The 25,968-nt window shown below is 72.5% G+C and carries 26 protein-coding genes; 12 read left to right on the top strand and 14 right to left on the bottom strand.

Annotated elements, in window-relative coordinates; translation table 11 throughout:
* The first annotated feature begins 17 nt into the window (after positions 1–17).
* The 4 genes from thrC (at position 18) to groL (ending at position 4,277) form a co-directional block, all read left to right on the top strand.
* On the top strand, positions 18–1,295 hold the full coding sequence (gene thrC, locus SRB5_RS16005; protein WP_228390082.1) for a threonine synthase: 1,278 nt from the start codon (positions 18–20) through the stop codon (positions 1,293–1,295).
* A gap of 52 nt (positions 1,296–1,347) precedes the next feature.
* On the top strand, positions 1,348–1,626 hold the full coding sequence (locus SRB5_RS16000) for a MoaD/ThiS family protein (RefSeq protein ID WP_153452649.1): 279 nt from the start codon (positions 1,348–1,350) through the stop codon (positions 1,624–1,626).
* A 481-nt stretch (positions 1,627–2,107) separates the two neighbouring features.
* Complete coding sequence (locus SRB5_RS15995; protein WP_030576453.1) at positions 2,108–2,314, top strand: cold-shock protein; 207 nt, start codon at positions 2,108–2,110, stop codon at positions 2,312–2,314.
* A 340-nt stretch (positions 2,315–2,654) separates the two neighbouring features.
* Entirely contained in the window at positions 2,655–4,277 is a 1,623-nt protein-coding gene (groL, locus tag SRB5_RS15990; RefSeq protein ID WP_153452648.1) for a chaperonin GroEL, read from the top strand.
* Between the two features lie 131 nt (positions 4,278–4,408).
* Here the strand turns inward: groL and murQ are convergent, their stop codons facing one another.
* Both murQ and SRB5_RS15980 read right to left on the bottom strand, forming a co-directional pair.
* The gene (gene murQ, locus SRB5_RS15985; protein WP_153452647.1) at positions 4,409–5,347 is read right to left on the bottom strand and encodes an N-acetylmuramic acid 6-phosphate etherase; all 939 of its coding nucleotides are present in this window, start codon (positions 5,345–5,347) and stop codon (positions 4,409–4,411) included.
* Between the two features lie 139 nt (positions 5,348–5,486).
* Positions 5,487–6,440: a MurR/RpiR family transcriptional regulator gene (locus SRB5_RS15980; RefSeq protein WP_407703924.1), complete on the bottom strand. Its 954-nt coding sequence runs from the start codon at positions 6,438–6,440 to the stop codon at positions 5,487–5,489.
* A 130-nt stretch (positions 6,441–6,570) separates the two neighbouring features.
* Between SRB5_RS15980 and SRB5_RS15975 the strand changes: the two genes are divergently transcribed.
* Positions 6,571–6,981, top strand: coding sequence for a hypothetical protein (locus SRB5_RS15975; RefSeq protein ID WP_153452645.1), 411 nt, complete (start codon positions 6,571–6,573; stop codon positions 6,979–6,981).
* On the top strand, positions 6,978–7,238 hold the full coding sequence (locus tag SRB5_RS15970) for a DUF4031 domain-containing protein (protein ID WP_153452644.1): 261 nt from the start codon (positions 6,978–6,980) through the stop codon (positions 7,236–7,238). The genes SRB5_RS15975 and SRB5_RS15970 overlap by 4 nt, the downstream gene beginning before the upstream one ends.
* Before the next feature lie 7 nt (positions 7,239–7,245).
* On the opposite strand, the gene SRB5_RS15965 is transcribed toward SRB5_RS15970, so the two are convergent.
* Both SRB5_RS15965 and SRB5_RS15960 read right to left on the bottom strand, forming a co-directional pair.
* Positions 7,246–8,997 carry a hypothetical protein gene (locus SRB5_RS15965; protein WP_153452643.1) on the bottom strand — a complete coding sequence of 584 codons (1,752 nt, stop codon included), beginning with the start codon at positions 8,995–8,997 and terminating at the stop codon, positions 7,246–7,248.
* A 78-nt stretch (positions 8,998–9,075) separates the two neighbouring features.
* Positions 9,076–9,312: a hypothetical protein gene (locus SRB5_RS15960; protein WP_153452642.1), complete on the bottom strand. Its 237-nt coding sequence runs from the start codon at positions 9,310–9,312 to the stop codon at positions 9,076–9,078.
* A 138-nt stretch (positions 9,313–9,450) separates the two neighbouring features.
* Here SRB5_RS15960 and SRB5_RS15955 point away from each other — a divergent pair, with 138 nt between their 5' ends.
* Genes SRB5_RS15955 through SRB5_RS15945 form a run of 3 tightly spaced genes read left to right on the top strand, consistent with a single transcriptional unit; the run spans position 9,451 to position 10,696 of the window.
* On the top strand, positions 9,451–10,278 hold the full coding sequence (locus tag SRB5_RS15955; protein WP_153452641.1) for a helix-turn-helix domain-containing protein: 828 nt from the start codon (positions 9,451–9,453) through the stop codon (positions 10,276–10,278).
* Positions 10,275–10,502: a DUF397 domain-containing protein gene (locus SRB5_RS15950; protein ID WP_153452640.1), complete on the top strand. Its 228-nt coding sequence runs from the start codon at positions 10,275–10,277 to the stop codon at positions 10,500–10,502. Before SRB5_RS15955 ends, SRB5_RS15950 begins: the two co-directional genes overlap by 4 nt.
* Positions 10,481–10,696, top strand: coding sequence for a DUF397 domain-containing protein (locus SRB5_RS15945; RefSeq protein ID WP_153452639.1), 216 nt, complete (start codon positions 10,481–10,483; stop codon positions 10,694–10,696). Before SRB5_RS15950 ends, SRB5_RS15945 begins: the two co-directional genes overlap by 22 nt.
* A gap of 38 nt (positions 10,697–10,734) precedes the next feature.
* Here SRB5_RS15945 and SRB5_RS15940 read toward each other — a convergent pair whose 3' ends face one another.
* From SRB5_RS15940 to SRB5_RS15915, 6 genes are all read right to left on the bottom strand, one after another.
* Positions 10,735–10,917, bottom strand: a complete 183-nt coding sequence (locus tag SRB5_RS15940) for a hypothetical protein (protein ID WP_153452638.1) — start codon at positions 10,915–10,917, stop codon at positions 10,735–10,737.
* 35 nt (positions 10,918–10,952) lie between these two features.
* Positions 10,953–13,367 (bottom strand): helicase-associated domain-containing protein, encoded by a 2,415-nt coding sequence (locus tag SRB5_RS15935; RefSeq protein WP_153452637.1) that lies wholly within the window; start codon positions 13,365–13,367, stop codon positions 10,953–10,955.
* A 100-nt stretch (positions 13,368–13,467) separates the two neighbouring features.
* Positions 13,468–14,514 (bottom strand): bile acid:sodium symporter family protein, encoded by a 1,047-nt coding sequence (locus tag SRB5_RS15930; RefSeq protein WP_323377979.1) that lies wholly within the window; start codon positions 14,512–14,514, stop codon positions 13,468–13,470.
* A complete protein-coding gene (locus SRB5_RS15925; RefSeq protein ID WP_153452636.1) occupies positions 14,495–14,800 on the bottom strand; it encodes a hypothetical protein in 306 nt (101 codons plus the stop codon). Before SRB5_RS15925 ends, SRB5_RS15930 begins: the two co-directional genes overlap by 20 nt.
* A 40-nt stretch (positions 14,801–14,840) precedes the next feature.
* The gene (locus tag SRB5_RS15920) at positions 14,841–15,707 is read right to left on the bottom strand and encodes an isocitrate lyase/PEP mutase family protein (RefSeq protein WP_153452635.1); all 867 of its coding nucleotides are present in this window, start codon (positions 15,705–15,707) and stop codon (positions 14,841–14,843) included.
* A gap of 312 nt (positions 15,708–16,019) precedes the next feature.
* Complete coding sequence (locus tag SRB5_RS15915) at positions 16,020–16,724, bottom strand: copper homeostasis protein CutC (protein WP_153452634.1); 705 nt, start codon at positions 16,722–16,724, stop codon at positions 16,020–16,022.
* Between the two features lie 98 nt (positions 16,725–16,822).
* On the opposite strand from SRB5_RS15915, the gene SRB5_RS15910 reads away from it, so the two are divergent.
* Positions 16,823–17,500: an HD domain-containing protein gene (locus SRB5_RS15910; RefSeq protein ID WP_228390081.1), complete on the top strand. Its 678-nt coding sequence runs from the start codon at positions 16,823–16,825 to the stop codon at positions 17,498–17,500.
* Here SRB5_RS15910 and SRB5_RS15905 read toward each other — a convergent pair.
* Entirely contained in the window at positions 17,458–18,702 is a 1,245-nt protein-coding gene (locus tag SRB5_RS15905; RefSeq protein WP_153452633.1) for a Cmx/CmrA family chloramphenicol efflux MFS transporter, read from the bottom strand. The genes SRB5_RS15910 and SRB5_RS15905 overlap by 43 nt on opposite strands.
* A 97-nt stretch (positions 18,703–18,799) precedes the next feature.
* On the opposite strand from SRB5_RS15905, the gene SRB5_RS37115 reads away from it, so the two are divergent.
* Positions 18,800–19,798: a LuxR C-terminal-related transcriptional regulator gene (locus tag SRB5_RS37115; RefSeq protein WP_153452632.1), complete on the top strand. Its 999-nt coding sequence runs from the start codon at positions 18,800–18,802 to the stop codon at positions 19,796–19,798.
* 9 nt (positions 19,799–19,807) lie between these two features.
* Here the strand turns inward: SRB5_RS37115 and SRB5_RS15895 are convergent, their stop codons facing one another.
* Positions 19,808–21,373: a class I tRNA ligase family protein gene (locus tag SRB5_RS15895; protein ID WP_194292941.1), complete on the bottom strand. Its 1,566-nt coding sequence runs from the start codon at positions 21,371–21,373 to the stop codon at positions 19,808–19,810.
* A 275-nt stretch (positions 21,374–21,648) separates the two neighbouring features.
* Here SRB5_RS15895 and SRB5_RS15890 point away from each other — a divergent pair, with 275 nt between their 5' ends.
* Positions 21,649–23,295 (top strand): DNA repair helicase XPB, encoded by a 1,647-nt coding sequence (locus tag SRB5_RS15890; protein ID WP_323377978.1) that lies wholly within the window; start codon positions 21,649–21,651, stop codon positions 23,293–23,295.
* Between the two features lie 7 nt (positions 23,296–23,302).
* Here SRB5_RS15890 and SRB5_RS15885 read toward each other — a convergent pair whose 3' ends face one another.
* Together SRB5_RS15885 and SRB5_RS15880 are read right to left on the bottom strand one after the other, a co-directional pair.
* Positions 23,303–23,494 (bottom strand): hypothetical protein, encoded by a 192-nt coding sequence (locus tag SRB5_RS15885; protein ID WP_153452630.1) that lies wholly within the window; start codon positions 23,492–23,494, stop codon positions 23,303–23,305.
* A gap of 126 nt (positions 23,495–23,620) precedes the next feature.
* Positions 23,621–25,666 (bottom strand): HelD family protein, encoded by a 2,046-nt coding sequence (locus tag SRB5_RS15880; protein WP_153452629.1) that lies wholly within the window; start codon positions 25,664–25,666, stop codon positions 23,621–23,623.
* Positions 25,667–25,968: the final 302 nt, after the last annotated feature.

Genomic DNA, 25,968 nt, shown 5'->3' with positions numbered 1-25,968 from the left:
GAGAGGCCTCCGTTTCCATGGCTGTCGACACAGTTGCACCCGCCGCCGTCGATCTCGGTCCCGCCACCGCCCTGTCCTGCCGGGAGTGCGGCCACCGTGTCCCGCTCGGGCCGGTCTTCGCCTGCGAGGAGTGTTTCGGGCCCCTGGAGGTCGCCTACGACCTGCCCGGGGACCCCGCCGCGCTGCGGGCGCGCATCGAGGCCGGTCCGGCGAACATCTGGCGCTACGCCCCGCTGCTGCCCGTCCCGGCGGACGTGGCGGACAAGCCCAACACCAACCCCGGCTTCACCCGGCTGATCCAGGCCGACCACCTCGCCGCCGAGCTCGGCGTCGACGCCGGGAACCTGTACGTGAAGGACGACTCCGGCAACCCGACGCACTCCTTCAAGGACCGCGTCGTGGCCATCGCCGTCGAGGCCGCCCGCGCCTTCGGCTTCACCACGCTGTCCTGCTCCTCCACCGGCAACCTGGCCGGCGCGGTCGGCGCCGCCGCCGCCCGGGCGGGGCTGCGGTCGTGCGTCTTCATCCCGTACGACCTGGAGCAGGGCAAGGTCCTGATGGCCGCGGTGTACGGCGGCGAGGTCGTCGGCATCGAGGGCACGTACGACGACGTGAACCGCTTCTGCTCGGAGCTCATCGGGGATGAGATCGGCGAGGGCTGGGGCTTCACGAACGTCAATCTGCGGCCGTACTACGCGGAGGGGTCCAAGACCCTGGCGTACGAGATCTGCGAGCAGCTCGGCTGGCGGCTGCCGGACAACCTGGTGATCCCCGTCGCCTCCGGCTCACAGCTCACGAAGATCGACAAGGGGCTCAAGGAGCTCATCGCGCTGGGGCTCGTCGAGGACCGGCCGTACAAGATCTTCGGCGCCCAGGCGGAGGGCTGCTCGCCGGTGTCGCGGGCGTACAAGGACGGGCACGACGTGGTCCGCCCGGTGCGGCCGGACACCATCGCCAAGTCCCTCGCCATCGGCAACCCGGCCGACGGCCCGTACGTCCTGGACATCGCCCGGCGCACCGGCGGCGCGGTGGAGGACGTGAACGACGAGCAGGTCGTGGACGCGATCAAGCTGCTCGCCCGGACGGAGGGCGTGTTCGCCGAGACGGCGGGCGGCGTGACGTTCGGCGTGCTGAAGAAGCTCGTCGCGGACGGGCGGATCAGCCCGTCGGAGACCACCGTCGCGCTGAACACCGGCGACGGCCTCAAGACGCTGGACGCGGTCGCCCCGACGACGGGTGTGTCCGCGACCATCAAGCCCAGCCTGGACGCCTTCCGCGCGGCCGGCCTCGCCTGACCATCCCCCTCTCTCCCTCACTCCCCACGACTTCCGACGGAGGCCGAATTCCATGAGCGTGAACGTTCGTATTCCCACCATCCTGCGCACCTACACCGGCGGACAGTCCGAGGTTCCGGCCGAGGGCGGCACGCTGGCCGAGGTGCTCGCCGATCTGGACAAGAACCACACCGGCATCGCCGCCCGGGTGCTGGACGACCAGGGCAAGCTGCGCCGCTTCGTGAACGTGTACGTGAACGACGACGACGTCCGCTTCGCCGACGGCCTCGCGACCGCCACTCCGGACGGCGCGGGCGTGTCGATCATCCCGGCGGTCGCCGGCGGCTGCTGAGCCCGCGTCGGGCTCTGCCCGCCGTACGCGGTTGTGCGCCCCCTTCCGGAGTCCGCTCCGGGAGGGGGCGCTGTGACGTACGGGACAGTCGCCGGGGCCCGGGTCGGCGTCGCGCGCCGGTGGACTAGCGATAGGGTTGGGGCGTTCCCCGGTGGTGTCCTCCGGGTGGTTCATGCCCGACGCATATGAGAACACGACAAGTTATGCACGAAGTCGGTGCGCGAATTGTCGTGTTGGTGGGCTATGCCCGGCCCGATTTGCCCTGAAGATCCGGGATTTCGGCGGATAAATACCGATCGTCTGTGCCCAGAATTCTCGTCCGATTGACCTGTTGCAGACGGCATCGGTGCAGATACATTCAGCCGCGGTCGACGCGTTCCGGCGTACGCCCCCACGGTGTTGGGGGAGGGTCGTGGGTGAGGTCTGACCCGGGTCCGCGGAGTGCGGTCCTGTGTAAGGGCCAGCAATAGGGGAGTTAGGAATGGCTCAGGGCACCGTCAAGTGGTTCAACGCGGAGAAGGGGTACGGCTTCATCGCGGTCGACGGTGGTGCGGATGTTTTCGTCCACTACAGCGCGATCCAGATGGACGGGTACCGCACCCTCGAGGAAGGTCAGCGGGTCGAGTTCGAGATCTCGCAGGGCCAGAAGGGGCCGCAGGCAGACATGGTCCGCGTAGCCGCGGGCTGACTTCGCGCCGCGCTTCGGCCGCAGGAGACTCAGGGGCCAGGGGCCCACACCCGGGGAGGGGTGTGGGCCCCTGGCCGCGTCTGTGCCCGGACGGCGTTCCGGAGCTTCGGAAGAACCCCAGGTCAGAGCAATCCTCGAGGAGAGCCGCTTGCACTCGATGACCCCGAGTGCTAATCATTGGCGTTAGCACTCTCCACGTGAGAGTGACAACAACGTAGGACCGGAGTTCGGTGAGGTCCACGAACGGGCGGGGCAAGGAACCGCCCGCTTTGTGGGCCGTCCGTCGCGGGCGCCAGCGCGGTCCGGAGCAATCCACCCCGTCCTGGGAGGACCACTTCACATGGCCAAGATCATCGCGTTCGACGAGGAGGCACGGCGCGGCCTCGAGCGCGGGATGAACCAGCTCGCGGACGCCGTCCGGGTCACCCTGGGCCCGAAGGGCCGCAACGTCGTTCTGGAGAAGAAGTGGGGCGCCCCCACGATCACCAACGACGGTGTCTCCATCGCCAAGGAGATCGAGCTCGAGGACCCGTACGAGAAGATCGGCGCCGAGCTGGTCAAGGAGGTCGCCAAGAAGACGGACGACGTCGCCGGTGACGGCACGACGACCGCGACCGTCCTGGCCCAGGCGCTGGTCCGCGAGGGCCTGCGCAACGTCGCCGCCGGCGCCAACCCGATGGCCCTGAAGCGCGGTATCGAGAAGGCCACCGAGGCCGTCTCCGCCGCGCTGCTGGAGCAGGCGAAGGACGTGGAGACCAAGGAGCAGATCGCCTCCACCGCCTCCATCTCCGCCGCCGACACCCAGATCGGCGAGCTCATCGCCGAGGCCATGGACAAGGTCGGCAAGGAAGGCGTCATCACCGTCGAGGAGTCCCAGACCTTCGGTCTGGAGCTCGAGCTCACCGAGGGTATGCGCTTCGACAAGGGCTACATCTCCGCGTACTTCGCCACCGACATGGAGCGCATGGAGGCGGAGCTCGAGGACCCGTACATCCTCATCGTCAACTCCAAGATCGGCTCGGTCAAGGACCTGCTGCCGCTGCTGGAGAAGGTCATGCAGTCCGGCAAGCCGCTGCTGATCATCGCCGAGGACGTCGAGGGCGAGGCCCTGTCCACGCTCGTCGTGAACAAGATCCGCGGCACCTTCAAGTCCGTCGCCGTCAAGGCCCCGGGCTTCGGCGACCGTCGCAAGGCCATGCTGAACGACATCGCCATCCTCACCGGCGGTCAGGTCATCTCCGAGGAGGTCGGTCTCAAGCTCGAGAACGCCACCCTCGACCTGCTCGGCCGGGCCCGCAAGGTCCAGATCACCAAGGACGAGACCACGATCGTCGACGGCGCCGGCGAGTCCGACGCGGTCCAGGGCCGGGTCAACCAGATCCGTGCCGAGATCGAGGCCTCCGACTCGGACTACGACCGCGAGAAGCTGCAGGAGCGGCTGGCGAAGCTCGCCGGCGGCGTCGCGGTCATCAAGGCCGGCGCGGCCACCGAGGTGGAGCTCAAGGAGCGCAAGCACCGCATCGAGGACGCCGTGCGCAACGCCAAGGCCGCCGTCGAGGAGGGCATCGTCGCCGGTGGTGGCGTGGCTCTGCTCCAGGCCGGCTCGGTGTTCGAGAAGCTCGAGCTCCAGGGTGACGAGGCCACCGGCGCGTCGATCGTCCAGACGGCGCTCGAGGCTCCGCTGAAGCAGATCGCCGTGAACGCCGGCCTCGAGGGCGGTGTCGTCGTGGAGAAGGTGCGCAACCTGACCCCGGGTCACGGTCTGAACGCCGCGACCGGCGAGTACGTCGACCTGGTCGCCGAGGGCATCATCGACCCGGCGAAGGTCACGCGCTCCGCGCTGCAGAACGCCGCGTCGATCGCCGCGCTGTTCCTCACCACGGAGGCGGTCATCGCCGACAAGCCGGAGAAGGCCGCCGCGCCTGCCGGTGGCGGGATGCCGGGCGGGGACATGGACTTCTGAGCCTCGGCCCAGGGTTCGTCCAGCACTGCTGAAGGGCGGCACCTCTCCTGCGGGAGGGGTGCCGCCCTTCGGCGTTGCCGCGGTCCGGCGGTCCGGCGGTCCGGGTTTCCGGCGGTCCGGCGCTCCGGAGGTTACGAGGCGGAGGCCGCCTGGAGGGCCGCGCGGAGGTGGCCGTTCGACGCTGCGAGGAGGCGGGCGGCGGAGGGGCCGTCGACCTGGCCGAGGATGGTCAGGATCGCGTTCTTGACCTCGCCGTTCGTCGCCGCGAGGGCCTTGACGATCTCGTCGTCCGAGGCGCCCGTGGCCAGGGACACGATGCGGTGCGAGCGGGCGCGCAGCTTCTCGTTCGACGCGCGGACGTCCACCATCAGGTTTCCGTAGGTCTTGCCCAGACGGATCATCGTGATCGTCGAGATCATGTTGAGGACCAGCTTCTGCGCCGTGCCCGCCTTCAGCCGGGTGGAGCCGGCGATCAGCTCCGGGCCCGTGACGACCTCGATGCCGTGCTCCGCCGCCGCGGCCAGCGCCGAGCCCTCGTTGCAGGAGAGGCCGATGGTCAGGGCGCCCAGCGCGCGGGCGTGCTGCACGCCGCCGATGGCGTACGGCGTGCGGCCCGACGCGGAGACGCCGACCACGGTGTCGTCGGGGCCGATCCGGATCGCGTCCAGGTCGGCCGCGGCCAGGGACGCGCTGTCCTCCGCGCCCTCCACCGAGGTGCGGATCGCGCCGTCGCCGCCGGCGATCAGGCCCACCACCTGCGACGGGTCCGTGGCGAACGTCGGCGGGCACTCGCTGGCGTCGATCACGCCGAGCCGGCCGGCCGTGCCGGCGCCGACGTAGATCAGCCGTCCGCCGCGGGCCATTCGCTCGGCCGTGGCGTCGATCGCCGCGGCGATCGCGGGCAGCCGCTTCGCGACGGACGCGGGGACGGTGGCGTCCCCGGCGTTCATGATGCGGGCGATCTCGACCGTGGGCAGACGGTCGATCTCCGACAGCTCCGGGCGGAACGCCTCGGTCGTCATCGTTTCCAGCTGGCGGCGGAGATCCGCCGGATCAGCGGTCGAGGGCATGGGGTGGCGGCTCTTTCGGTGGGGGTGCAGGGGAGCCTGCTGATGGTCGGACGTGGTCACGGGTGGTGCGCTTTCCTGGCGGTGCTGGGGTGACGGTGGGACGGGTGCGGCGGGACCGGGTCCGGGACGGTCCCGCCCGTCAGGCTCTCTGCCGGCCGCCCGGGCTGTGGCGGTGGGCGAGGGCCTCGTACGACGCGGCGAGGGCCGGGGCCGCCCGCTCGTAGCTCCGCTGGGCCACGCCTATGAAGAGGCAGTCGACGACGAGCAGCTGTCCCGTACGGCTCGACATGGCCGCCGGGCGCAGCTCGCTCTCGCGGCCCGTGGACGTCGTGAGGATATGGTCCGCGTACTGCGCGACCGGCCCGTCCGGGCGGCCCGTGATGGCGATCGTCGTCGCCCCGTGGTCGAACGCGACGCGCAGCGGCTCTATCACGTCCGCCGTGCGCCCCGAGTGCGTGATGGCGATGGCGACGTCGCCGGCGCGCAGCTGGACGGCGTTGGTCACGGCCAGATGCGGATCGGCCGGGGCGTGCGCGACGGACCCTATGCGCAGCAGCTTGTGCATCAGGTCCTGGCCGACGAGGTTGGAGTTGCCCACGCCGTAGATGTCGATCCGGCGGGCCGCCGTCATCGCGGCGACGGCCGCCTCCAGCTGGACGGGGTCCAGACCGGCGGCGGTGTCCGCCAGGGCCTGCTGCTCGTCCCGCGCGAGCTTGATGATCACGTCGGACAGCGGGTCGTCCACCGCGATGTCCGCCGTCACGGCGGGCGCGCGCCCGGCCTCCTGCTGGGCCGCCGCGGCGGCGAGCGCGAGGCGCAGATCGCGATAGCCGGGATACCCCAGCAGCCGCGCCGTGCGCACCACCGTCGCCTCCGACGTGCCCGTACGCTCGGCCAGTCCCGTGACCGTGAGCGCGGCGCAGCCCGCCGGGTCGCCGGCGACGGCTTCGGCGACGCGCTGCATCGAGCGCGTCATGGACGGGGCCACCGTCCGCACCTTCGCCGCGAGGGCGGCCGGCGCGGGCGGGGCCGTCTGCGGGGCGGGGGACCCTGATGCCTGCGGGGTGAAAGTTTCCTTCACGCTGTAGCTCACATCATGAAAGGTATTTTCAGACAGCCCGGAACGTCAACCCCCCGTCGAGCGACATACGCCTCATCCCCGCGGGGGACGGGCGTCGTACCGGCCCAGGCGGCACGTCCCCCCGGTGAGGGACAATGGCCCCATGGAGCCCGACAAGCCCGAAGACCCCGCCACCCCCCGGCTGGAACAGGCGCTGCACCTCGCCCGCGCCCTGGTCCTCGCCGACCTCTCCGCGGGCCGGGTGACGGCGCCCGACGTCGTGTCGATGCTCGAGGACTCCGTCACCCACCGCCGCTGGTGGGCGGAGCAGTGGCCGCAGGGCGTCGACTTCGTCACCGGGCTCGTCGCCCAGGACGTCCAGGACGCCCTGCTGGAGGCGTACGGCCGCTGGCCCCTGTGCCCCGTCTGCGCGGACATCGACGCGTCCGGCCCGCACGCCCTCGACGTCGAGCCGGAGCTGGGCGCGGACCCGCACTGGGTGTGCGGCAAGACGGGCACGGCGGTGGCGGCGATCGGCCGGCTCGGCCCCGTCCTGCCGTACTCCGGCGAATGACCGTCCTGATAGACCCCCCGGACTGGCCGGGGCACGGGCGGCTGTGGTCCCACCTGGTCAGCGACACGTCCCTGGCCGAGCTGCACGCCTTCGCCGAACGGCTCGGGGTGCCGCGGCGGGGCTTCGACCGGGACCATTACGACGTGCCTGCCTCGCGGTACGCGGACGCGGTCCGGCTGGGGGCCGAGGAGGTGCGGTCGCGGGAGCTGGTCGCGCGGCTGACGGCGGCGGGGCTGCGGCGGCGCAAGCGGGGGTGAGGCCCGGTCAGCCGGCCGGGACGGTGAGCGGTTCCCGGAAGATCAGGCCGAGGTGTTCGGTCAGGCCGGCGCGCTGTTCGGCCGTGGTGAGGACCAGGTACGTGTCCCCCCACTCCCGCTCCGACCTGAGGTCGATCTCGCTGAACGCCCGTGGGTCGTCTTGGGGGAGGAGTGATTCGACGGCCTCCTGGGCGGCTCCGATGTCGAGGTAGTCGTTCGACTCCTGCATGACGATGAAGGAGAGCGGTTCGCCGTTGCGTACGAAGTGCATCTCCCCTTCGCCGGATTCCTCGTCGTCGGGGTTGTCGCGTACGAAGCGGTAGTCGGTGACGGTCACGGTGCCGCCGGTGGTGGCCGCGGCTTCGTCCAGGAGCCATGCGTAGTGCTCGTCGGCGTAGTCCACGTCGTCGCTGTGGAGGCTGACGGCCACGCCGAACTCCGGGAGGTAGCTCGCTATGTCGCTGAGCCGTTCCAGCGGGTCCCGGGCGTAGCGGCCGCACTCCTCGACGGCCTCCCGGGCCTTGTCGGGCGTGATCATGCCGAGGTCGGCCAGGACCTCGGCCATCCGCTCGAACGTGATCGGTCCGGGGGCGGGGGGGATGTGCTCGTCGAAGGTCACGCCGAGGTGCCGGTGGAGGCCGTCGCGCTGTTCGGGGGTGGCCAGGACGTAGCAGTGGTGGAAGTCGTCGGGGTCCGAGGGGACGACGATGCTGAACGCCCGGGCGTCGGGGATGGCGGGGCTGAGGGAGTCGATGGCATCGATCGCCGTCATCAGGTCGAGGTAGTCGCCCGGCTCCTCCCCGCCGTCTATGGAGACCGGCGTCCCGTTGAGGTCGAAGTGCAGGGTTCCGTAGCCGGACTCCTCGTCGTCCGGATCGTCCCGCTCGAAGCGGTAGCCGGTGACGGTCAGCGCGCCGTCGGTCAGTGCCGCGGCCTCCTGCAGCAGCTCGCCGTAGCTGTCGCCGACGTAATAGACGCTGTCGGTGGGGATGATGACGGCCGCTCCGAACTCCGAGATGACGTGGGCGATGTCGTTCGGCGTCGTCTCCTCGATTTCCGACGTCCACAGTTTGTACTCCGCCAGGTACTGATCCGCCTTCTCGCGCGAGACCATCCCGAGGCCGACGAGCACTTCGGCCACCCGCCCGTACGTCAGCGGCGGCGTCACGGGCGTATCGGCGCCGTCCTCGAAGAGCGCCGGGTCGAAGTCCAGCCCGAGCCGTTCGTGCAGCTCCGCGCGCTGCTCGGGGGTGGCCAGGACCAGATAACTGTCCGCCGTCCCCAGCGCCTTCCCGGTCGCCAGGTGGCGGAACATCCGGGGATCGCCGTCGGCCCCGAGCAGTTCGAGCGCGAGCTCCGCCGACGTGATGTCCATGCGGTCGTACGACGCTTCCTCGACGTCTACGGTGATCGCCTCGCCGTTGCACGTGAAGTGGATGACCCCCGCGCCGGAGTCGGGGCTCAGCTGCTCGAAGCGGTAGCCGTCGACGGTGATCGCGCCGCCGGTGAGCGCGGCGGCGTCGGCCAGCAGCGCCCCGTACCGCTCGTGCGGGTGGTCGACGCGGTCGCAGGGAATGCCGACCGCGACGCCGAACTCCGCCAGTGCCTCCGCGACGCGGAGGGGCTCCGTCAGCTCCTCGTCCGCGCGGGCCCCGGTCACCTCCCGGGCCCTGTCGGGCGTGATCATGCCGAGTTCGGCGAGGACTTCGCCCACCCGGAACTGGGTTACGGTCGTCCACGTGCTGGGGCTGTCGGACATGTGGGGGACTCCTGTCGGTGACCGGCTTCGATTGTTAGCAGCCCCGGACGCGTATCGCGGCTGAACGTTCGATTCCGATCAGAGGCGCTCACCCCGGCTGGTGGCATTGGCCGTCGCCACCCCGGCGTGCAGCCGCTCCACCGGCGTCGTCGGCCGGATCGCCTCCGGCGGACAGTCCCACTCCCGGCCGCCCCCGACGGGGCGCAGCTGCAGCAGGCCGTGGAGGGTGTCGCGGACCTGGCCGACGGTGTCGGTGCGGGTGTCGACGACGTAGGCGCCGACCGGGGGCAGGGTGGCGTCGGGCTGGTCGTTCATGTGCGTGCTCCGTGCGGTGGGGTCCCCCTCGTAGGGGCGGACCGTGACTGTTCGTGTCGTAAGCGTCACGTTCCGGCATTACGCTGCGCCAGGTCCGGTGGACCAACAACCGGCGTTGCGGGAAGGGGCGTTGCGATCATGGCGAATGCCAAGGAACTCGATCCGTCGTCGTCGCCGAAGGCGTTCTTCGGGGCGGAGCTCCGGCGTCTGCGGGAGGCGGCGGGGTTGTCGCAGGAGCGGCTGGGGGAGCTCGTCTTTTGCTCGGGGACGTATATCGGGCAGATCGAGGCGGCTACGCGGAATCCGCAGCTGGACCTGGCGGAGCGGATTGATGCGGTGCTCAATACCGGGGGGTATCTGGCGCGGTTGTGTCCGATGGTCACGCGGTCGCGGCATGCGGATTACTTTGCGGCGGCGGCGGAGTTGGAGCCGATGGCGGTGACGATTTCCGAGTACGCGCCGACGCTGGTGCCTGGTCTGCTCCAGACCGAGGAGTACGCGCGGGCGGTGATCCGGGCCGCGGACCCGCTGGCGCTGCCGGAACAGGTGGCCGAGCGGGTGGCGGCACGTCTGGAACGGGCCAGGGTGTTGGGGGGCCCAACAGGCCCCGAGTTTTGGTGCGTATTTCACGAGGCCGTGCTGCGGCTCCCGGTGGGAGGTGCCCCTGTCATGCGCCAACAGCTGCACAGTGTTGTCGAGTTGGTGAGTTTCGGTCGCATACTGGTGCAGGTACTGCCCTTCACGGCCGGGGCGCACGCGAGCACGGCAGGCATGGCATCGCTGATGACCTTCGTGGACTCCCCACCGGTGGTGTACGTCGAGGGGCAGCACTCGGGACAGCTCCTTGACGATCCGGTGCTGGTCGCCGCGTACCGGCGGTCGCTCGATCTCGTCAGGGCCGTAGCGCTGTCACCGGAGGAGTCCCTGACCCTGATCAAGTCGACTGCGGAGGAGTTTGCGAGATGAGCACCAATCACGATCTGAGCAGAGCCGTGTGGCGTAAGTCGTCGTACAGCAACGGCACCGGCGGTAGCTGCGTTGAGGTCGCGGATGGGTACCCCGGTGTCCTTCCAGTCCGTGACAGCAAGGATCCCGAGGGTCCTGCGCTGGTTTTCCGTGCCGAGGCTTGGACCGCGTTCGTCGCGGACGTCAAGGAGGGCAGGTTCGGATGGGCACCGGGATTGATTTGATTGCCGTGACATGGCGCAAGTCCTCGTACAGCAACGGCAGCGGCGGCGAGTGCGTCGAGGTCTCCGACGGGATCCCCGGTGTCCTCCCCGTACGCGACAGCAAGGACCCCGACGGCCCCGCCCTCCTCTTCGCGCCCGAGGCCTGGGCCTCCTTCGTGCGCGCCGTCAAGGGCGGGGAGTTCAACGGGCGGTGAGATTCACCGAACGAACTGCACGGAGCGAGCGGCGCCCCTCATTCGCCTGGGCCGGCAGCCTCGACGAAGATCCGGCGCGCCGCCTCGTTGCTGATGAGGGCCGGTTGCTCGCCGTTCGCCCGGCGAAGTTCCAGGAGTGCCAGGGCGAGGGAATCCTCCAGGTCCTCCAGGCGGGCCTGAGTTTCGGTTGCCGGGTGCGTTGGTCCGGGTGATGTGGTCATAACCGGACTCTACGATTCGCGCCCGGCCCCGGACGTCAGTCCGCCAGCTCCGCCACCCCCGTGATCCGGTGCAGCGGGTACGTCCTGACCTCGTCCGCCGTGTGGTCGAAGCCCGTGACGAAGCCGCCCTCCACGCGGAGCGGGGCGATCACCCGCTGCGAGGCCGCGCCGTCCGCGTTGACGTAGCCGATCCAGACCGCCGCGCCCGAGAGGGCCGCCGCCTGCATCGTCGCCAGGGTGTCCGCCGCCGAGGTGCGCGGGAGCGTGCCCGTGGGGGTGGCGGGGGCCGCGCCGACCGGGCGGAGGGCCGCCGTGGAGGCGTGGTCGCCGGCGCGGATCGCCCGTACCGCCGCCGCCAGGAGCGTGTCGTCGGGGTGCGGGGGGCCGTCCGGGACCGGGGCCGGCGGGGTGCGGGGCGGGGTGCGGGAGGCGTCGGGGCGGTGGACCAGGACGGCGCCCTCGGCGGATTCCGCGGCGGGGGCGTAGCCCATCTCCCGCAGGCCCGACAGGAGGGTGTCCGGGGGCGCCTGGGACACCAGCACCGACGGGGCGAGGCGGCGCAGGCGGAGGTCCGCCGAGCGGCGGTCGGCGAGGATCTCGCTGAGGGTGGCGTCGTCGTCGCAGCGCAGGTACGCGGACGCGGCGCCGACGCGCAGCCGGCCGTGGCGGCGGGCCACGTCGTCGATCAGATACGTCAGGGGCTGCGGCACCGGCGTACGGGAGTGCGCGGCCAGGAAGTCGTGGAGCTCAGCGGCGGAGCGGCCGGCGTCCAGGGCGCGGCGCACCGACTCCGGCGTGAAGCGGTACACCGTCGCGCCCCCCTTCGACTCGACCTCCGCCAGCACGCCGAGGGTCGCCGCCAGCGGTCGCTCCAGCGGCCCGGGGGCCACCGCCGTCAGGTCGGCCTGGAGCAGCACGTGGTCCAGCGGCTCCGGGAGCAGCGGCGCGAGGATGTGCGCCGCCCGCGTCGCCGCCGCCGCGGCCTCCAGCAGCGAGTGCGACGACCCCAGCAGCGCCCGCCCCTGCGAGGTCAGCGCGCCGCGTCCGGTGACGCCCAGCAGCTCCGCCTCCTCCAGGGCCCAGCGCGCGAGGCGGGCGCGGGATTCGGCGGCGTCCTCGTTGCGTACGGGCCGTTCCCACCGCAGCCGGGCGTGCAGCGCGTCGTGGTGGGCGGCGGCGCCGGCGGGGAGGGCGGCGAGGAGCTCCAGCAGCCGGTGGCGGATGTCGGGGGCGGCGCCGCGGTCGAGGCCGTCGCCGAGGACGGACAGGGTGCGGCCCTTGGCGTCCCGGCCGCCCGCCAGGCCGGGGATGCGGGTGGCCGCGAGCCAGGTGACGGCCAGGCGCGACCAGCGTTCCTCGGCGGGGAGGGTGAGCCAGTCGTCGTACTCGGGCGTGGGCGCGTACCGCTCGTCCGCCGCGCCGTCGGAGGCCAGCAGTCCGGCGCCGTAGGCGAGTTCGGCCCAGAACGCGGTGACGGGCTCCGGGAGGTCGAGGGCGACGGCGGTGCGTTTGAGGTCGCGCACGCTGAGGCCGCCGGCGCGCAGGACGGACGGCGGGGCGAACTCCCAGGACGTGAGGAGGTCTTCGACGGTGTCCAGCGCGAGGAGGGCCTGGGCGGCGCCGGTCGCGTCGACCGTACGGGGCTCGTGTTCGGCGGCGGGCAGCACCGGCGGCGGCTCGGGCTGGGGGTCGGCGTGGACGCGGCCGCCGCGCAGATGGAGCGCGGCCTCGCGGGGGAGGACGACGTGGCCGGGGGCGCTGGGCAGGAGCAGCCCGCGGTCCAGGAGCCAGCGGATGGGCGGGGCGGGGTCGGCGGACACCGTGCCGTGGGGCGGGCCCCAGGTGAGGCGGCCGAGGATGTCACGCGCCTCGCGGGGGGCGTCGTCCAGGAGCGCCGTCATCCGCTCGCGGTCGGAGAAGAGGGCGGCCAGGGACTCGGCGGCGGACACCGGGTCGTGGGTGGCGGGGAGGCCGGCGGCGGTGAGGATCACCTGGACGCGGCCGGGCGACATCCCGGCGACGGCCTCTGTCACCGGCGGGCCGAGGCCGGTGGGGGAGGGGGCGGAGAGCACCTCGCGGGCGGTGCGCACGAGGTGCATGCCCTCGTCCGGGCCCCAGACGATGGCCCGGTCACGCAGCAGGCGGACGGCCTCGGGGAGCGCGGCGTCGATCTCCGGGTCGGGGGTGTCGCCGGTGAGGAGTCCGCGCAGCCGGTCGTACGAGCAGGGGGCGGGGGCGACGGCGAGGGCTTCGGCGGTCTGCAGGGCGAAGCGGTGCAGCCGTTCGAGGGTGCGCAGGACGGAGGCGCGGGTGCCGGCCCGGGTGGCGAGCTGGGTGAGGTCGCCGGGGACGGGGGAGAGGAGGTCGGGGCGGGTACGTAGGAGGTCCGCCAGTGCCTCGTCGGGGCGGGCGCGGAGGTCTTCCGCGAGGGTGCGTGGCGGGGGGCTCATCCGGCCCACGATACGGCGTGGGCCGGGATTTCGCGGTCTGGTGTGCGCCGCGCGGCGGCGGGCGGTCGGTCGGGGGCGGTGGGTGGTCGGGGTTTTGGGCTCAGGCGGTCGGGAACGGCGGTTCTACGGTCGGGCCTCTCACCCCGCGTACCCCGGGGGCGGTGACCGGTGCCGCCCCCGACCAGCGGCCGGCGATGACCGCGCAGACGATCAGCTGCATCTGGTGGAAGAGCATGAGGGGCAGGATCATCGGGCCGGCGCGCGGCCCGAAGAGCACGGCGGCCATCGGCAGCCCGGTGGCCAGGCTCTTCTTCGAGCCGCAGAAGACGATGGCCACCCGCTCCGCCCGGCCGAACCCCAGCCGCCGCCCCGCCGTCGCGGTGGCCCCGAGCGCGACGGCCAGCAGCACCGCCTCCACTCCCAGCAGGGCGAGCAGCCGCACGGGGGTGACCTGGTGCCAGATCCCCTCGGCCATGCCCTTGCTGAACGCCGTGTACACCACCAGCAGGATCGACGACCGGTCCAGCACGCCGAGCACCTTCTTGTGCCGCGCCAGCGCCGGACCGATCCACCGGCGTACGAGCTGTCCCGCCAGGAACGGCGCCAGCAGCCGCGTACAGATGGTCAGCAGCCCCGCCGCGGAGAAGTCGACGGCGGAACCGAGCAGCCACGCGGCCAGCAGCGGGGTGGCAGCCAGGCCGATGAGGCTGGAGTACGTACCGGCGCAGATGGCCGCCGCCACGTCCCCGCGCGCGGCGGAGGTGAAGGCGATCGAGGACTGGATGGTCGAGGGGATCACGCAGAGGAAGAGCAGCCCGGTGTACAGCTGCTCGGTGAGTACGTACGGGACCAGTCCCCGGGCCGCCAGGCCGAGCAGCGGGAAGAGCACGAACGTCCCGGCCACCACCACCAGATGCAGCTTCCACTGGCGCAGCCCGTCGACGGCCTCGCGGGTGGAGAGGCGGGCGCCGTAGAGGAAGAAGAGCAGGACGATGGCGGCGTCCGATGCGTGGGACACCGCCGCGGCGGCGGTGCCCGTGGCGGGGAACAGTCCGGCCAGCGCAACGGTGCAGCACAGGGCCACGATGTACGGGTCGACGGCGGGGCGCCGGCGCGTGGCCGCCGCGCTATTCGACGGGGCGGACACCGGCGGGCCCTCCGGCCGGGACTTCCTCGGGTTCCTCGATGCCGTCGCCGTCGCTGCCTCCCTCGTGGTCGCTGCCCGCGGTGCCGTGGCCGAACAGCATGGCGTTGGCGGTGCGGTCGACCTCCAGCCAGGAGTCGGCGTTGGAGTTGTCGACGGAGAACAGGGTGATGCCGGCGGGGGAGCCCGCCCGGTGCTCGTCGTGGTCGGTGTCGGCGACGGCCTGGGTGAGATTCGTTCCCAGCAGGACGGCGACGGCGACCGCTGTCCCCGTACCGGAGATATTCATGACGGAGTTCGCTCCTTGCTGTTGCCGGGCTCTGCCTGCGTCATCCCACCGGGACGGCCTGCCGGCCGACGTGGTGGCGGCTGATGTTCCGCTCCAGCAGCTCGGTGGAGCCGCGTACCCCGATCACGGGGGTGGCCTGCGGGTCGGGCAGGAGTCCGTCCGCGGTCTTGAGCTCGGCGAGGGCGGAGTCGATCGCGGTGTGCGCGGCGAACAGACACGGGGTGCTGTAGATCGCCACGTCCACCTCGAGGTCGCTGAGTTGGGACAGCGACAGGCGGGGCGACTTGCCGCCGCCGATCTGGTTGAACAGCAGCGGCTTGTCGCCGATCACCTTGCGGATCCGCTTGATCCAGTCCACGCTGCGCACCCCGTCGACCAGCACCACGTCCGCGTCGGTCTCGGCGAGCGCGGCGGCCCGGCGGAGGATGTCCTGCTCGTCGGTGGCGTCGGTACGGGCGACGACCACCAGGTTCTCGCGTGAGCTGAGCACCAGGTCCAGCTTGCCCAGGTACTCCTCCAGCGGCAGCACCTGCTTGCCGTCCGCGTGCCCGCAGCGGCGGGGGCGCTTCTGGTCCTCGAGGATCACCCCGGAGGCGCCGATCCGCTCCAGACGCTGCACCACGTGGCAGGCCACCTCCGGGTCGACGTAGCCGTCGTCGATGTCCACCAGCATGTGGTGGGAGGGGAAGGCGAGGCGCAGGCGCTCCACGAAGCCGACCATGTCCGGCCAGGCGATGAAGCCGATGTCGGGGAGGCCGTAGTACGAGGCGGCGAATCCGAAGCCGGAGACGAAGAAGCCGTTGAAGTGCTGGGCGGCGATGGAGGCCGAGTACATGTCGTAGATGCCGATGAGGGGCGTCGTGCCCGGCTCGTGGACCGCGGTGCGCAGGGCGCTGCCGTATTGCATGTTTCTCTCCTTGGTTCGCGAATCCGTCGGGGCATGGCGGAATTACCGTCCCTGAATTCGGCAAAACAAGCTTTACAGAGCGTCAAGAGATCGCAAAGCAGGCGCACCGTTAATTGAGGTGTCGTGGAGATGAACAAGCAGGTGACCGGGGGGTTGTGTGCCCGGCGCAATAGTGAGAGCAAGTAAAATGATCATGGACTGGTTAATGCTCAACGAAATTCTTCTGGGCGCGCTTCTTGAGCCTGCCCAGTAATGGGAAAACGACTCCTCGCGATACCGCCGTCACCTGAACGAGGTCGGAAACGGCCTGCGTCAGCCGTCCACCAGCGTCCGCCAGGAGCCGACCGCCGCCGCGTCCACGGGGCCCGACCAGCCGTCCGGGCGGGCCGCGCCGCCGATGTGGAAGGCGTCCAGGCCCGCCGCCAGCAGGGTGGGGACGTGGGCGGACTGGAGGCCGCCGCCCACCATGATGCGGGGCTCGTAGCCCTGTTCGCCCGCGGCCGCCCGGGCGGCCTCCGCGCGCAGCACGTCCAGGCCCGTGGCGACGCCGGACGCCGAGCCCGCCGTCAGGTACGTGTCCAGCCCCGGGAAGCCCGTGAGCTGCTTGCGCAGCATGTCCCGGTCCGCCGCGCGGTCCAGCGCCCGGTGGAACGTCCAGCGGCAGCCGTCCAGCACCTCCGTCAGCGCCGACACCCCCGCCAGGTCGGGGCCGCCGTCCGGGGTCAGGAAGCCCAGGACGAACTCCGACGCCCCGGCGGAACGCAGCCGTGAGGCCGTCGCGCACAGGGCGTCGACGGCCTCCGCGTCGCCCGCGGCGAAGCCGTCGCACGCGCGGAGCATGACGCGCAGGTCGAGGTCCACGGCGTCGCGTACCGCGGAGAAGGTCTCGACGGCCGGGGTGAGCCCGTCCGAGGCCATGTCCGCGACCAGTTCCAGACGATCGGCACCGCCGGCCCGGGCGGCGACGGCGTCTGCGGCGTCGAGGGCGATCACCTCGAGGATTACTGGTCTAGACATGTCGCACAGAATGCCACATCAGAGCGGTCCGAGGCTGCACCGGCCCCCGATAACGACGCGTACATGACCGAAAAATGACGTCGGGCACAATGGCGTGCATGGCAGAGGTGACCACGCATCCGGCCCACGACGACCTCCGTACCCGCTGGCTGGCCACCGTCCGGCGGGCGCACGCCGTCGCGGCGGACCCCGGGCCGTACGCCGACGAACTGCTCGAACGCTGGGCCGAGCCCCACCGCCGCTACCACACCACCGCCCATCTGCTCGCGGTCCTCGACCGCATCGACGAGATCGAATCCGCCGCCCCGCACGCCGCCGATCCGCAGGCCGTCCGGCTCGCCGCCTGGTTCCACGACGCCTACTACCGGCCCGACCGCGACACCAACGAGGAACGCAGTGCCCGCCTCGCCGAGATGGCCCTGACCCAGCTGGACCTGCCGGACGGGCTCGTGGCAGAGGTCGCCCGCCTCGTCCGCCTCACTATCACCCACGACCCCGCCGAGGGCGACCGCGACGGCGAGGTGCTGTGCGACGCCGACCTCGCGGTCCTCGCCGGAACCCCCGGGGAGTACGCCGCCTACGCCGCCGCCGTCCGGGAGGAGTACGCCTTCGTCCCCGACGACCTCTTCCGCACCGGCCGCTCCGGCGTCCTGCGCCAGCTACTGGCGCTGCCCCGCCTCTTCCGTACGCCCCACGGCGCCGCCGCCTGGGAGGCGCGCGCCCGGCACAACCTTCAGACGGAGCTGGACCTGCTCGCCTCAGCGACGGACGACTGAGCGACCACCGACCGCGCCACCACCCGCCCCCGCCCGTGCCGCGCCTGCAGCGCCACACCGGCGACGCCCAGCCCCGCCATCGCCGCACCCGTCCACGCCGTCGCCGGATAGCCCAGCCCCGCGCTGATCACGAGCCCGCCGAGCCACGGCCCGACGGTGTTGCCGATGTTGAACGACGAGGTGTTCGTCGCCCCCGCCAGGGTCTGCGCGTCGTGCGCCACGTCGAACATCCGGGCGTTGAGCGCCGGCGCCGACATGAACGCCACCACACCCAGCAGCCCCGTCAGGATCACGACCGCCACCGCGTGCTCGGCGAGCAGCGCGATCAGCACCAGCGTGACCGCGACGGAGGAGAGCCCCACGTACATCGTGGCGAAGATGTTCGCGTCGGCTATCCGTCCCCCGATCACCGTCCCGATGATCGCGCCCACACCGAACAGGCCGAGCACCGTCGGCACCCAGCTCTCGCTCAGCCCGGACACGTCCTGGAGCAGCGGCGAGAGATACGAGAAGAACGAGAACGTCGACCCCGCGAACAGCGCGATGGTCCCCAGCACCAGCCACACCTGCGGGTTCGCGTAGATCCGCAGCTCCTGCCGCAGCCGCGGCGGCTCTTTTGGCACCGGCACCCGCGGCACCAGCGCCAGCACCCCGGCGACCGCGACGGCCGTCATCACCGACACCGCCCAGAACGCCGACCGCCACCCCCACGCCTGCCCCAGCACCGCGCCGCCGGGCACCCCCACGACGTTGGCCACGCTCAGCCCACCGATCATGATCGCCATCGCCTTGGCCCGCGCCCCGGCGGGGACCATGGACACCGCCACGGCCGCACCCACCGCCCAGAACCCGGCGCACGCCAGCGCGCTGACCACGCGGGTGGCAAAGAGCAGCGCGTACGAATCGGCGAGCGCCCCCACCACATGCCCGGCGCCGAACACGATCAGCAGCCCGACGAGCGTCGTCCGGCGCGGCAGCCGCAGCGTGGCCCCGGCCAGCACGGGGGCGCCGACGACCATGCCGATGGCGAACGCGGAGATCAGCAGCCCGGCCCGGGGGATGGAGACGTTCAGGTCGTCGGCGACCTCGGGGAGCAGCCCGGAGAGCATGAACTCGCTCGTCCCGAGGGCGAAGACGCTCAGGCCCAGCACATAGACGGCGAAGGGGACACGGGCCTTGGCGGCCGGGCGGGATGCGGGCATAGCGCCTTCAACCCCGTGGGCCGCGCACGTATTCCCTCGGTGATCGCATTCATACCCCCGGTAGGTACAGTTCGTGGCACGACGGAGGGGGGCCGTGATGACGGACACCGGTGACGTGACGATGGAGCTCTACCGGGAGCTGCGGTTCGGGGAGACCGCGGAGCCGGCGCGGGCGGCGGCGGCCGTCGGGCTGGACGGGGCCGAGGCGGCGGCGCACCGGGCGGAGCTGGTGCGGCTGGGGCTGATCGACGGGGACGGTGCCGTCGTCGGCCCGGAGGTCGCGCTGCGGCGGCTGATCCGGCGGGAGGGCGAGGCCGTACGGGAGCGGGCGCGGGAGTCGGCGCGGGTGCACGCGGCCGTGGAGGCCCTCGCGGAGCGGTATCTGGACAGCAGGGTGACGGCGCCGGCCGAGGAGCGGGTGGCGGTCGAGACGGTGACGGAGCGGAAACGGTTCACCCGGGTGCTGGCGGACCTCAACGCCGGGCTGACCGTATCCGAGGACTCCATGCACCATCTGGAGTTCGGCAGCCCGCTGGACGAGGGGCTGCGGCGCGACGCGGCGGCCGTCGAGCGCGGGGTGCGGGTGCGGTGTCTGTACAGCCGGCGGCTCCTGCGGGTGCCGCACATGGCCGCCCTGTTCGAGCGGCAGACCGAGGTGGGCGTCGAGGTCCGCACCGCGCCGGCCGTACCGATCACGATGATCGTCGTGGACGGGCACACCGCGATGCTGCCGCTCGACCCCGCACGGCCCCGGGACGGCCTGGTCGTCGCCCGCGCGCCCGTGCTGGTGCGGTCGTACGCCGCGCTGTACGAGTACTGCTGGATGACGGCCGCCCCGTACGTCCCCGGCTGCGCCGCGCAGGCCACGGCCCGGCTCACGGAGGAGCACCGCACGGCGCTGCGGATGCTGGCGGGCGGGGCGAAGGACGAGCGGATCGCCCGGGCGCTGGGGGTGTCGCCGCGGACGGTCAGCCGGATCCTGGCGGAGCTGATGCAGGAGCTGGGCGCGTCCAGCCGCTTCGAGGCAGGCGTACGGGCGGCCCGCCTCGGGCTGCTGGACCCCGACCAGGACCTGGACGCGGGGGACGGGGGGTAGCCCCCGCGCTCACAGCCCGAACAGCGGCCCCGCCGGCGCCCGCAGCACCGTCCCCGCCGCCGGCCCCCGCAGCGCCGTCGCCGCGGGCCGCCCCGCCCGTACCCCCAGCGTCGCCGCCAGCCGTCCCGCCCCCTGCGGCAGCAGCGGCCACGCCCAGCAGGCCAGCGCGGACGCCACCGTCAGCTGGGCGGCCGTCGCGGCGGCGCGCCGGCCGGGGTCGGGCTCGGGGGCGTTGACGGCCGCGAACTCCGCCGCCCGCGCCACCACGCCGTCCAGCAGCGCCACCACCCGCCGCGGCGCGAACCCCGCCGGCTCATGCGCCTGCGCCAGCTCCTCCCCCGTCCGCTCCAGCCCCGCCCGCAGCTCCCGCCACCCCGCACCGCCCGGCGCGGCGTCCGGCACCCGGCCGCCGTGCTCGTCCCGTACGACCGCCAGCACCCCCGCCAGCCACCCGTTCCAGCCCTCCGTCAGCCGGCTCCCACTGCCCGCCAGCTCCCGGTCCCGGTGCACGACGGGCCGTCCCACCGGCCGGTACGCGCAGACGTGCCGGCGCAGGGTGTCCGCCCCGACGTCCGCCACCGCGTCGATCGCCCACAGCGGCCGGCCGGCGCCGGTGGTGTACGGCTCGCTGATGTGCAGGTGCCGGGGCAGCGGGAGCCCGGCGACGTCCAGCAGCGCGGGGATCAGCAGCGTGTGCAGGGCGGCGTCACGGCTGCCGAGGAAGTGCACGGCGCGGTACGGGCCGTCCGCGGCGACCGTCTGGGCGGCGACCAGATGGGTGAGCGCCCGCCCGAACGCGGTGGCCAGTCGCGCACCGTCCACCGGCAGCCCGTACTCCCCGGGCCGCGTCGCCGGCACCTCCGCCGGCCACCGGACCAGCGCACCGGCCACCGGCGGCAGCCCCGCCCAGTGCTCCCGCAGCCGCTCCCGGAACCCCTCCAGCGGCAGCACGTACCCGGCCACCGGCCGCACCTCGGGCGTGCCCCCGCACACCGCGCACCGCACGCCCGCCAGCTCCACCGCCTCGTTCGGCCGCAGACACGACGGACACGCCCCGCCGGACGCCGCCGCATCGCACCCCGGACACCGCCCTGCCGCCAGCGCCCCGTCCAGCCAGTGCCCGCACGGGGCGCACCACAGCCACGGCACCGTCCGCCCGACCAGCACCCCCTCGGCGCACAGCCGCCGGAACCACGCCTGCATCCGCCGCCGGTGCCCCGCGTCCCGCGCGGGCCGCGCCACCGCGTCCAGCCGTACGCCCGCGTGCCGCAGATCGGCCGCGATCGCCTCGCCGAACGCCTCCGCGACGTCGTCGGGCCGCCGCCCGGTGCGCAACGCCCGCGCCACGACGTCGGGATGATGGTCGTCGATCCCCGTGGTGAGGACGACCCGGCGCCCCTCGGTGCGCAGCCGCCGGGCGAGGACGTCGGCCGCGACGTACGGCCCGGCGAGCAGCCCGATGTCCAGCTCCCCGGCGGGCACGGCGGACGCGGCGACGATCCAGGTGGCGGCCGGCGCGGGGAGGCGGACGGGACGGCGGACGGGGGCGGCGGGGCGGACGGTGAGGACGGACACGGGGGTACCTCCAGGGCACGGTTCGGTACGTGGACAGCCGCCTCCGTACGGGCCCGCGGAGACGGCGGGAGCGCTCCGCCACGCCCAGCGTCGCAGCCCCCGCACCGCCCCGGCCAGCGTCTTCCCGGGCGTGCTCACGCCATGGCGTAAGCACGCCAGCCCGGGCGGTGACGCGAGCACCCCACCCCGCGCACCCCCCGCCGCGACCCCCCGGTGAAGTAGACTTCCCTGTTTCGCCTCTACGGCGATACGGGGACCGTCTGTCGGAGGTGCGCGTGTCCTGCTTGATCGTCCAGTCGGACAAAACCCTGCTCCTGGAGGTCGACCACGAGCTCGCCGACGCCTGCCGGCGCGCCATCGCGCCCTTCGCCGAGCTCGAGCGGGCGCCGGAGCACATCCACACCTACCGGGTGACCCCCCTCGGGCTGTGGAACGCGCGGGCCGCCGGCCACGACGCGGAGCAGGTCGTGGACGCGCTGGTGAAGTACAGCCGCTATCCCGTCCCGCACGCGCTGCTCGTCGACATCGCCGAGACCATGGCCCGCTACGGCCGCCTCACGCTCTCCAAGCACCCGACCCACGGACTGGTCCTGACCAGCACCGACCGCCCGGTGCTGGAGGAGATCCTGCGCTCCAAGCGGATCCAGCCCCTGGTCGGCGCCCGGATCGACCCCGACACCGTCGCCGTGCACCCCTCCGAGCGCGGCCAGATCAAGCAGACGCTGCTGAAGCTCGGCTGGCCGGCGGAGGACCTCGCGGGCTACGTCGACGGCGAGGCCCACCCCATCGAGCTGGACGAGGACGGCTGGTCGCTGCGCCCGTACCAGAAGCAGGCCGTGGAGGGCTTCTGGCACGGCGGCTCCGGCGTCGTCGTCCTGCCCTGCGGGGCGGGAAAGACCCTGGTCGGCGCGGGCGCGATGGCCGAGGCGAAGGCGACGACGCTGATCCTCGTCACGAACACGGTGTCCGCGCGGCAGTGGAAGAGCGAGCTGATCCGCCGCACCTCGCTCACTGAGCAGGAGATCGGCGAGTACAGCGGGGCGCGCAAGGAGATCCGGCCGGTCACGATCGCCACGTACCAGGTGCTGACGACCAGGCGGAAGGGCGTCTACCCGCATCTGGAGCTGTTCGACTCCCGGGACTGGGGGCTCATCGTCTACGACGAGGTCCACCTGCTGCCGGCGCCCGTCTTCAAGTTCACCGCCGATCTGCAGGCCCGCCGGCGGCTCGGGCTGACGGCCACGCTCGTACGGGAGGACGGGCGGGAGTCCGACGTGTTCTCCCTGATCGGCCCCAAGCGCTTCGACGCGCCGTGGAAGGAGATCGAGGCGCAGGGCTACATCGCGCCCGCGGACTGCGTCGAGGTGCGGGTGAACCTGACGGACAGCGAGCGCCTCGCGTACGCCACGGCGGAGACGGAGGACAAGTACCGCTTCTGCGCCACGACGGCGACGAAGCGGAAGGTCGCCGAGGCGCTGGTGCGCAAGCACGCGGGGCAGCAGACGCTGGTCATCGGCCAGTACATCGACCAGCTCGACGAGCTCGGCGAGCATCTGGGCGCGCCCGTCATCAAGGGCGAGACGTCCAACGTCCAGCGGGAGAAGCTCTTCAACGCCTTCCGCGAGGGCGAGCTCTCCGTCCTGGTCGTCTCGAAGGTCGCCAACTTCTCCATCGACCTCCCCGAGGCCACGGTCGCCATCCAGGTCTCCGGCACCTTCGGCTCCCGCCAGGAGGAGGCCCAGCGCCTCGGCCGCGTCCTGCGCCCGAAGGAGGACGGCCACCAGGCGACGTTCTACTCGGTCGTGGCCCGCGACACCATCGACCAGGACTTCGCGGCCCACCGCCAGCGCTTCCTGGCGGAGCAGGGCTACGCGTACCGCATCGTCGACGCGAACGACGTCCTCGCGGGCGAGGACGCCTGACCCCGGTTCAGTGCGGCTCCTTCGGGGGCGCGCCCTCCGTGTACTCCCCGAGGAGGACCACGCTGAGGGCCGCGCCGCCGAAGGCCTTCACCGCGCGCAGGGCCGAGCCGGCGCGGTGGCGCAGGAGGCGGGCCGCCACCGGGGGGAGGGGCTGGGCGGAGTCGTAGGTGGGGGCGGGGTGGATCGTTGCCGTCGTCATAACCCCAGCGTGCGGCGCCCAGCGGGGGAAAACGTCGGTCCCCCGGGTGATCCGGGGCCGGGTCGGTCTATGACCTAAGGGGTACGACATCCCCTACGGGAGGTATACGGCCGACCCGGAGAAGTGCTACCCCGCCAGGGCCGCCGGCAGCGGCGCCGCGTGCAGCACCGTGAGCCCGGAAACGGCCCGCGTGAGGCAGACGTACAGCCGCCGCAGGCCCGTCCGCTCGTCCGGCTCACCGGCGACGATCGCCGACGGGGAGTCCAGCACCACGTAGTCGTACTCCAGGCCCTTCGCCAGCGACGCCGGCACCAGCGTCAGCCGCGCCTGGGCCGACGTCTCCTCGCCCGGCGTCAGATGCGCCAGCCCCAGCTCGCCCAGCACCCGCGACAGCCGCTCGCACCGGGCGTCGGCGGCGATCAGGCCGATCGACCCCTCGTGCTCCAGTGCCTGCACGCACGCCTCCGCCACCGCCAGGTCCAGCTCCTCCGGGCTCACCGGACGGATCCGCAGATCACCCTCCGACTCCCGGATCGACGTGGCCTCCTTGAGATCCGGCGCGATGGACGGCAGCAGCCGCGACGCGTACGCGATCACCGCCCGCGGCACCCGGAAGCCCAGCGTCAGCTCCTCCACCTGCGCCTCCGGCTTGCCCAGATGCGTCAGGGCCTCCTCCCACGACCCCGTCGCCCACGGCGTCGTCCCCTGCGCGATGTCCCCCAGCACCGTCGCCGACCCGGTCGTGCACCGGCGCCCCACCGCCCGGTACTGCATCGGCGACAGGTCCTGCGCCTCGTCGACCACCACGTGCCCCAGCGAGTGCGTCCGCTCCACCAGATCCCGCGCCTCGTCGACCAGCACCGCGTCGGCCGGCGACCACTTGGCCGTCTTCACCGACCGCGCCGGCTTCGCCCACAGCAGCAGCTTCTGCTCCTCGTCGGTGAGGATCCCCTCCGCGTGCTCGGCGAGGTACTCCCCGTCGGACAGCAGCCGCAGCACCAGCTTCGCCGGATCGACGAGCGGCCAGATCTCCTTCACGGCGGCCTTCACCGCCGCGTTGCGCGCCACCGCGTCCTGCACCCGGTCGTCCGGAGCCTCCCCCGCGCGCTCCATCTGTACGAGCACCGCGTGCGCGATCCGCTGCGGCAGCGCCTCCCGCGCCGCCCCGTACCGGATGTCGCGGTCCAGCAGCTGCCGGACGATCTCCTCCAGCTCGTACGACGCGACCCGCCACCGCCGCGACCCCCGCACGACCACGATGCCCTCCGCCGGCATCGTCACGCCCGCCCGCACCGCCTGCCGCAGCACCCGCGCCATCCGGGCGTCGCCCTTGATCATCGCGGTCGGGGCGGAGTCCGTCCCGCGCACCTCGACGTGGGCGACCAGCGCGTCGACGGTGGCCTGCTTGACCTCCAGCTCGCCCAGCGCCGGGAGCACCTGTTCGATGTAGCGCAGGAAGGAGTCGTTCGGCCCGATGACCAGCGTGCCTGTCCGGGCCAGCCGCTCCCGGTGCGCGTACAGCAGATACGCCACCCGGTGCAGGCCGACGGCGGTCTTCCCGGTGCCGGGGGCGCCCTGGACGCAGACCGTGCCGCCGATGCCGGAGCGGACGATCTCGTCCTGCTCGGGCTGGATCGTCGCGACGATGTCGCGCATCGGGCCGACGCGGGGCTTCTCGATCTCCTGCTGGAGGAGGCGGGAGGACTGCTGCGACTCGTCCGGGTCGGAGAGGTGCTCGTCCTCGTACGCGGTGAGCGCGCCGCCGGTGTAGCCGAAGCGGCGGCGCAGCCGGACGTCCATCGGCTCGTTCTTCGACGCCCGGTAGAAGGGCTGCGAGACGGGGGCGCGCCAGTCGATGACCATCGGGTCGCCGTCGGCGTCGTGGACGTGGCGGCGCCCGATGTAGAACTGCTCGCCCTCGCCCCCCTCCGCCTGATCGGCACCCGGGGCGTGCAGATAGTCGACGCGGCCGAAGAACAGCGGGGTGTCGGCGAGGTCGGCCAGGGCCTTGATCCGGGCGTCGACCTCCCGCTGCAGGACCTCGGCGTTGACCCAGTTGGCGGTGACGTCACGGATGTCGAGCGCTTCGACGTCCGCCCGCATGGCGCGCAGGGCGGCACGGGATTCGGTGAGGTGGGCCTGTTCCCGGCTCAGGGGATCGGCGTTGGACATGGGCGCGGTGCCTCCGGGTACGCAGGGCGAAGCGGCACCGTGCGCCCGGTGGGGCGGCGGCGCTGCGAATGAGCGGCTTGCGATACCCGGCCGGTTTCCGTCCGGCCGGTGGCACTCGGGGCGACGGCCGGCGAGCGCGGGGCAGACGGGGGAGTTTAGATGATGGGGCCCTGGGAACGCGAACGGTTTTTACGGCCGGTCGTGGCGCCCTCCGACACCCTCCACTATGCACGGGCGGCGGCCCGAAATCATCGGGCCCAAGGCTGATCTTCGAACGCCCTCCCGGCTGCCAGACTCCCCGC

Source organism: Streptomyces smaragdinus, assembly GCF_009604385.1.
In the GTDB taxonomy this organism is placed as follows: Bacteria; Actinomycetota; Actinomycetes; order Streptomycetales; family Streptomycetaceae; genus Streptomyces; species Streptomyces smaragdinus.
The sequence above is the reverse complement of the archived record's forward strand: the minus strand, read 5'-3'. Positions and strand labels throughout refer to the sequence as shown.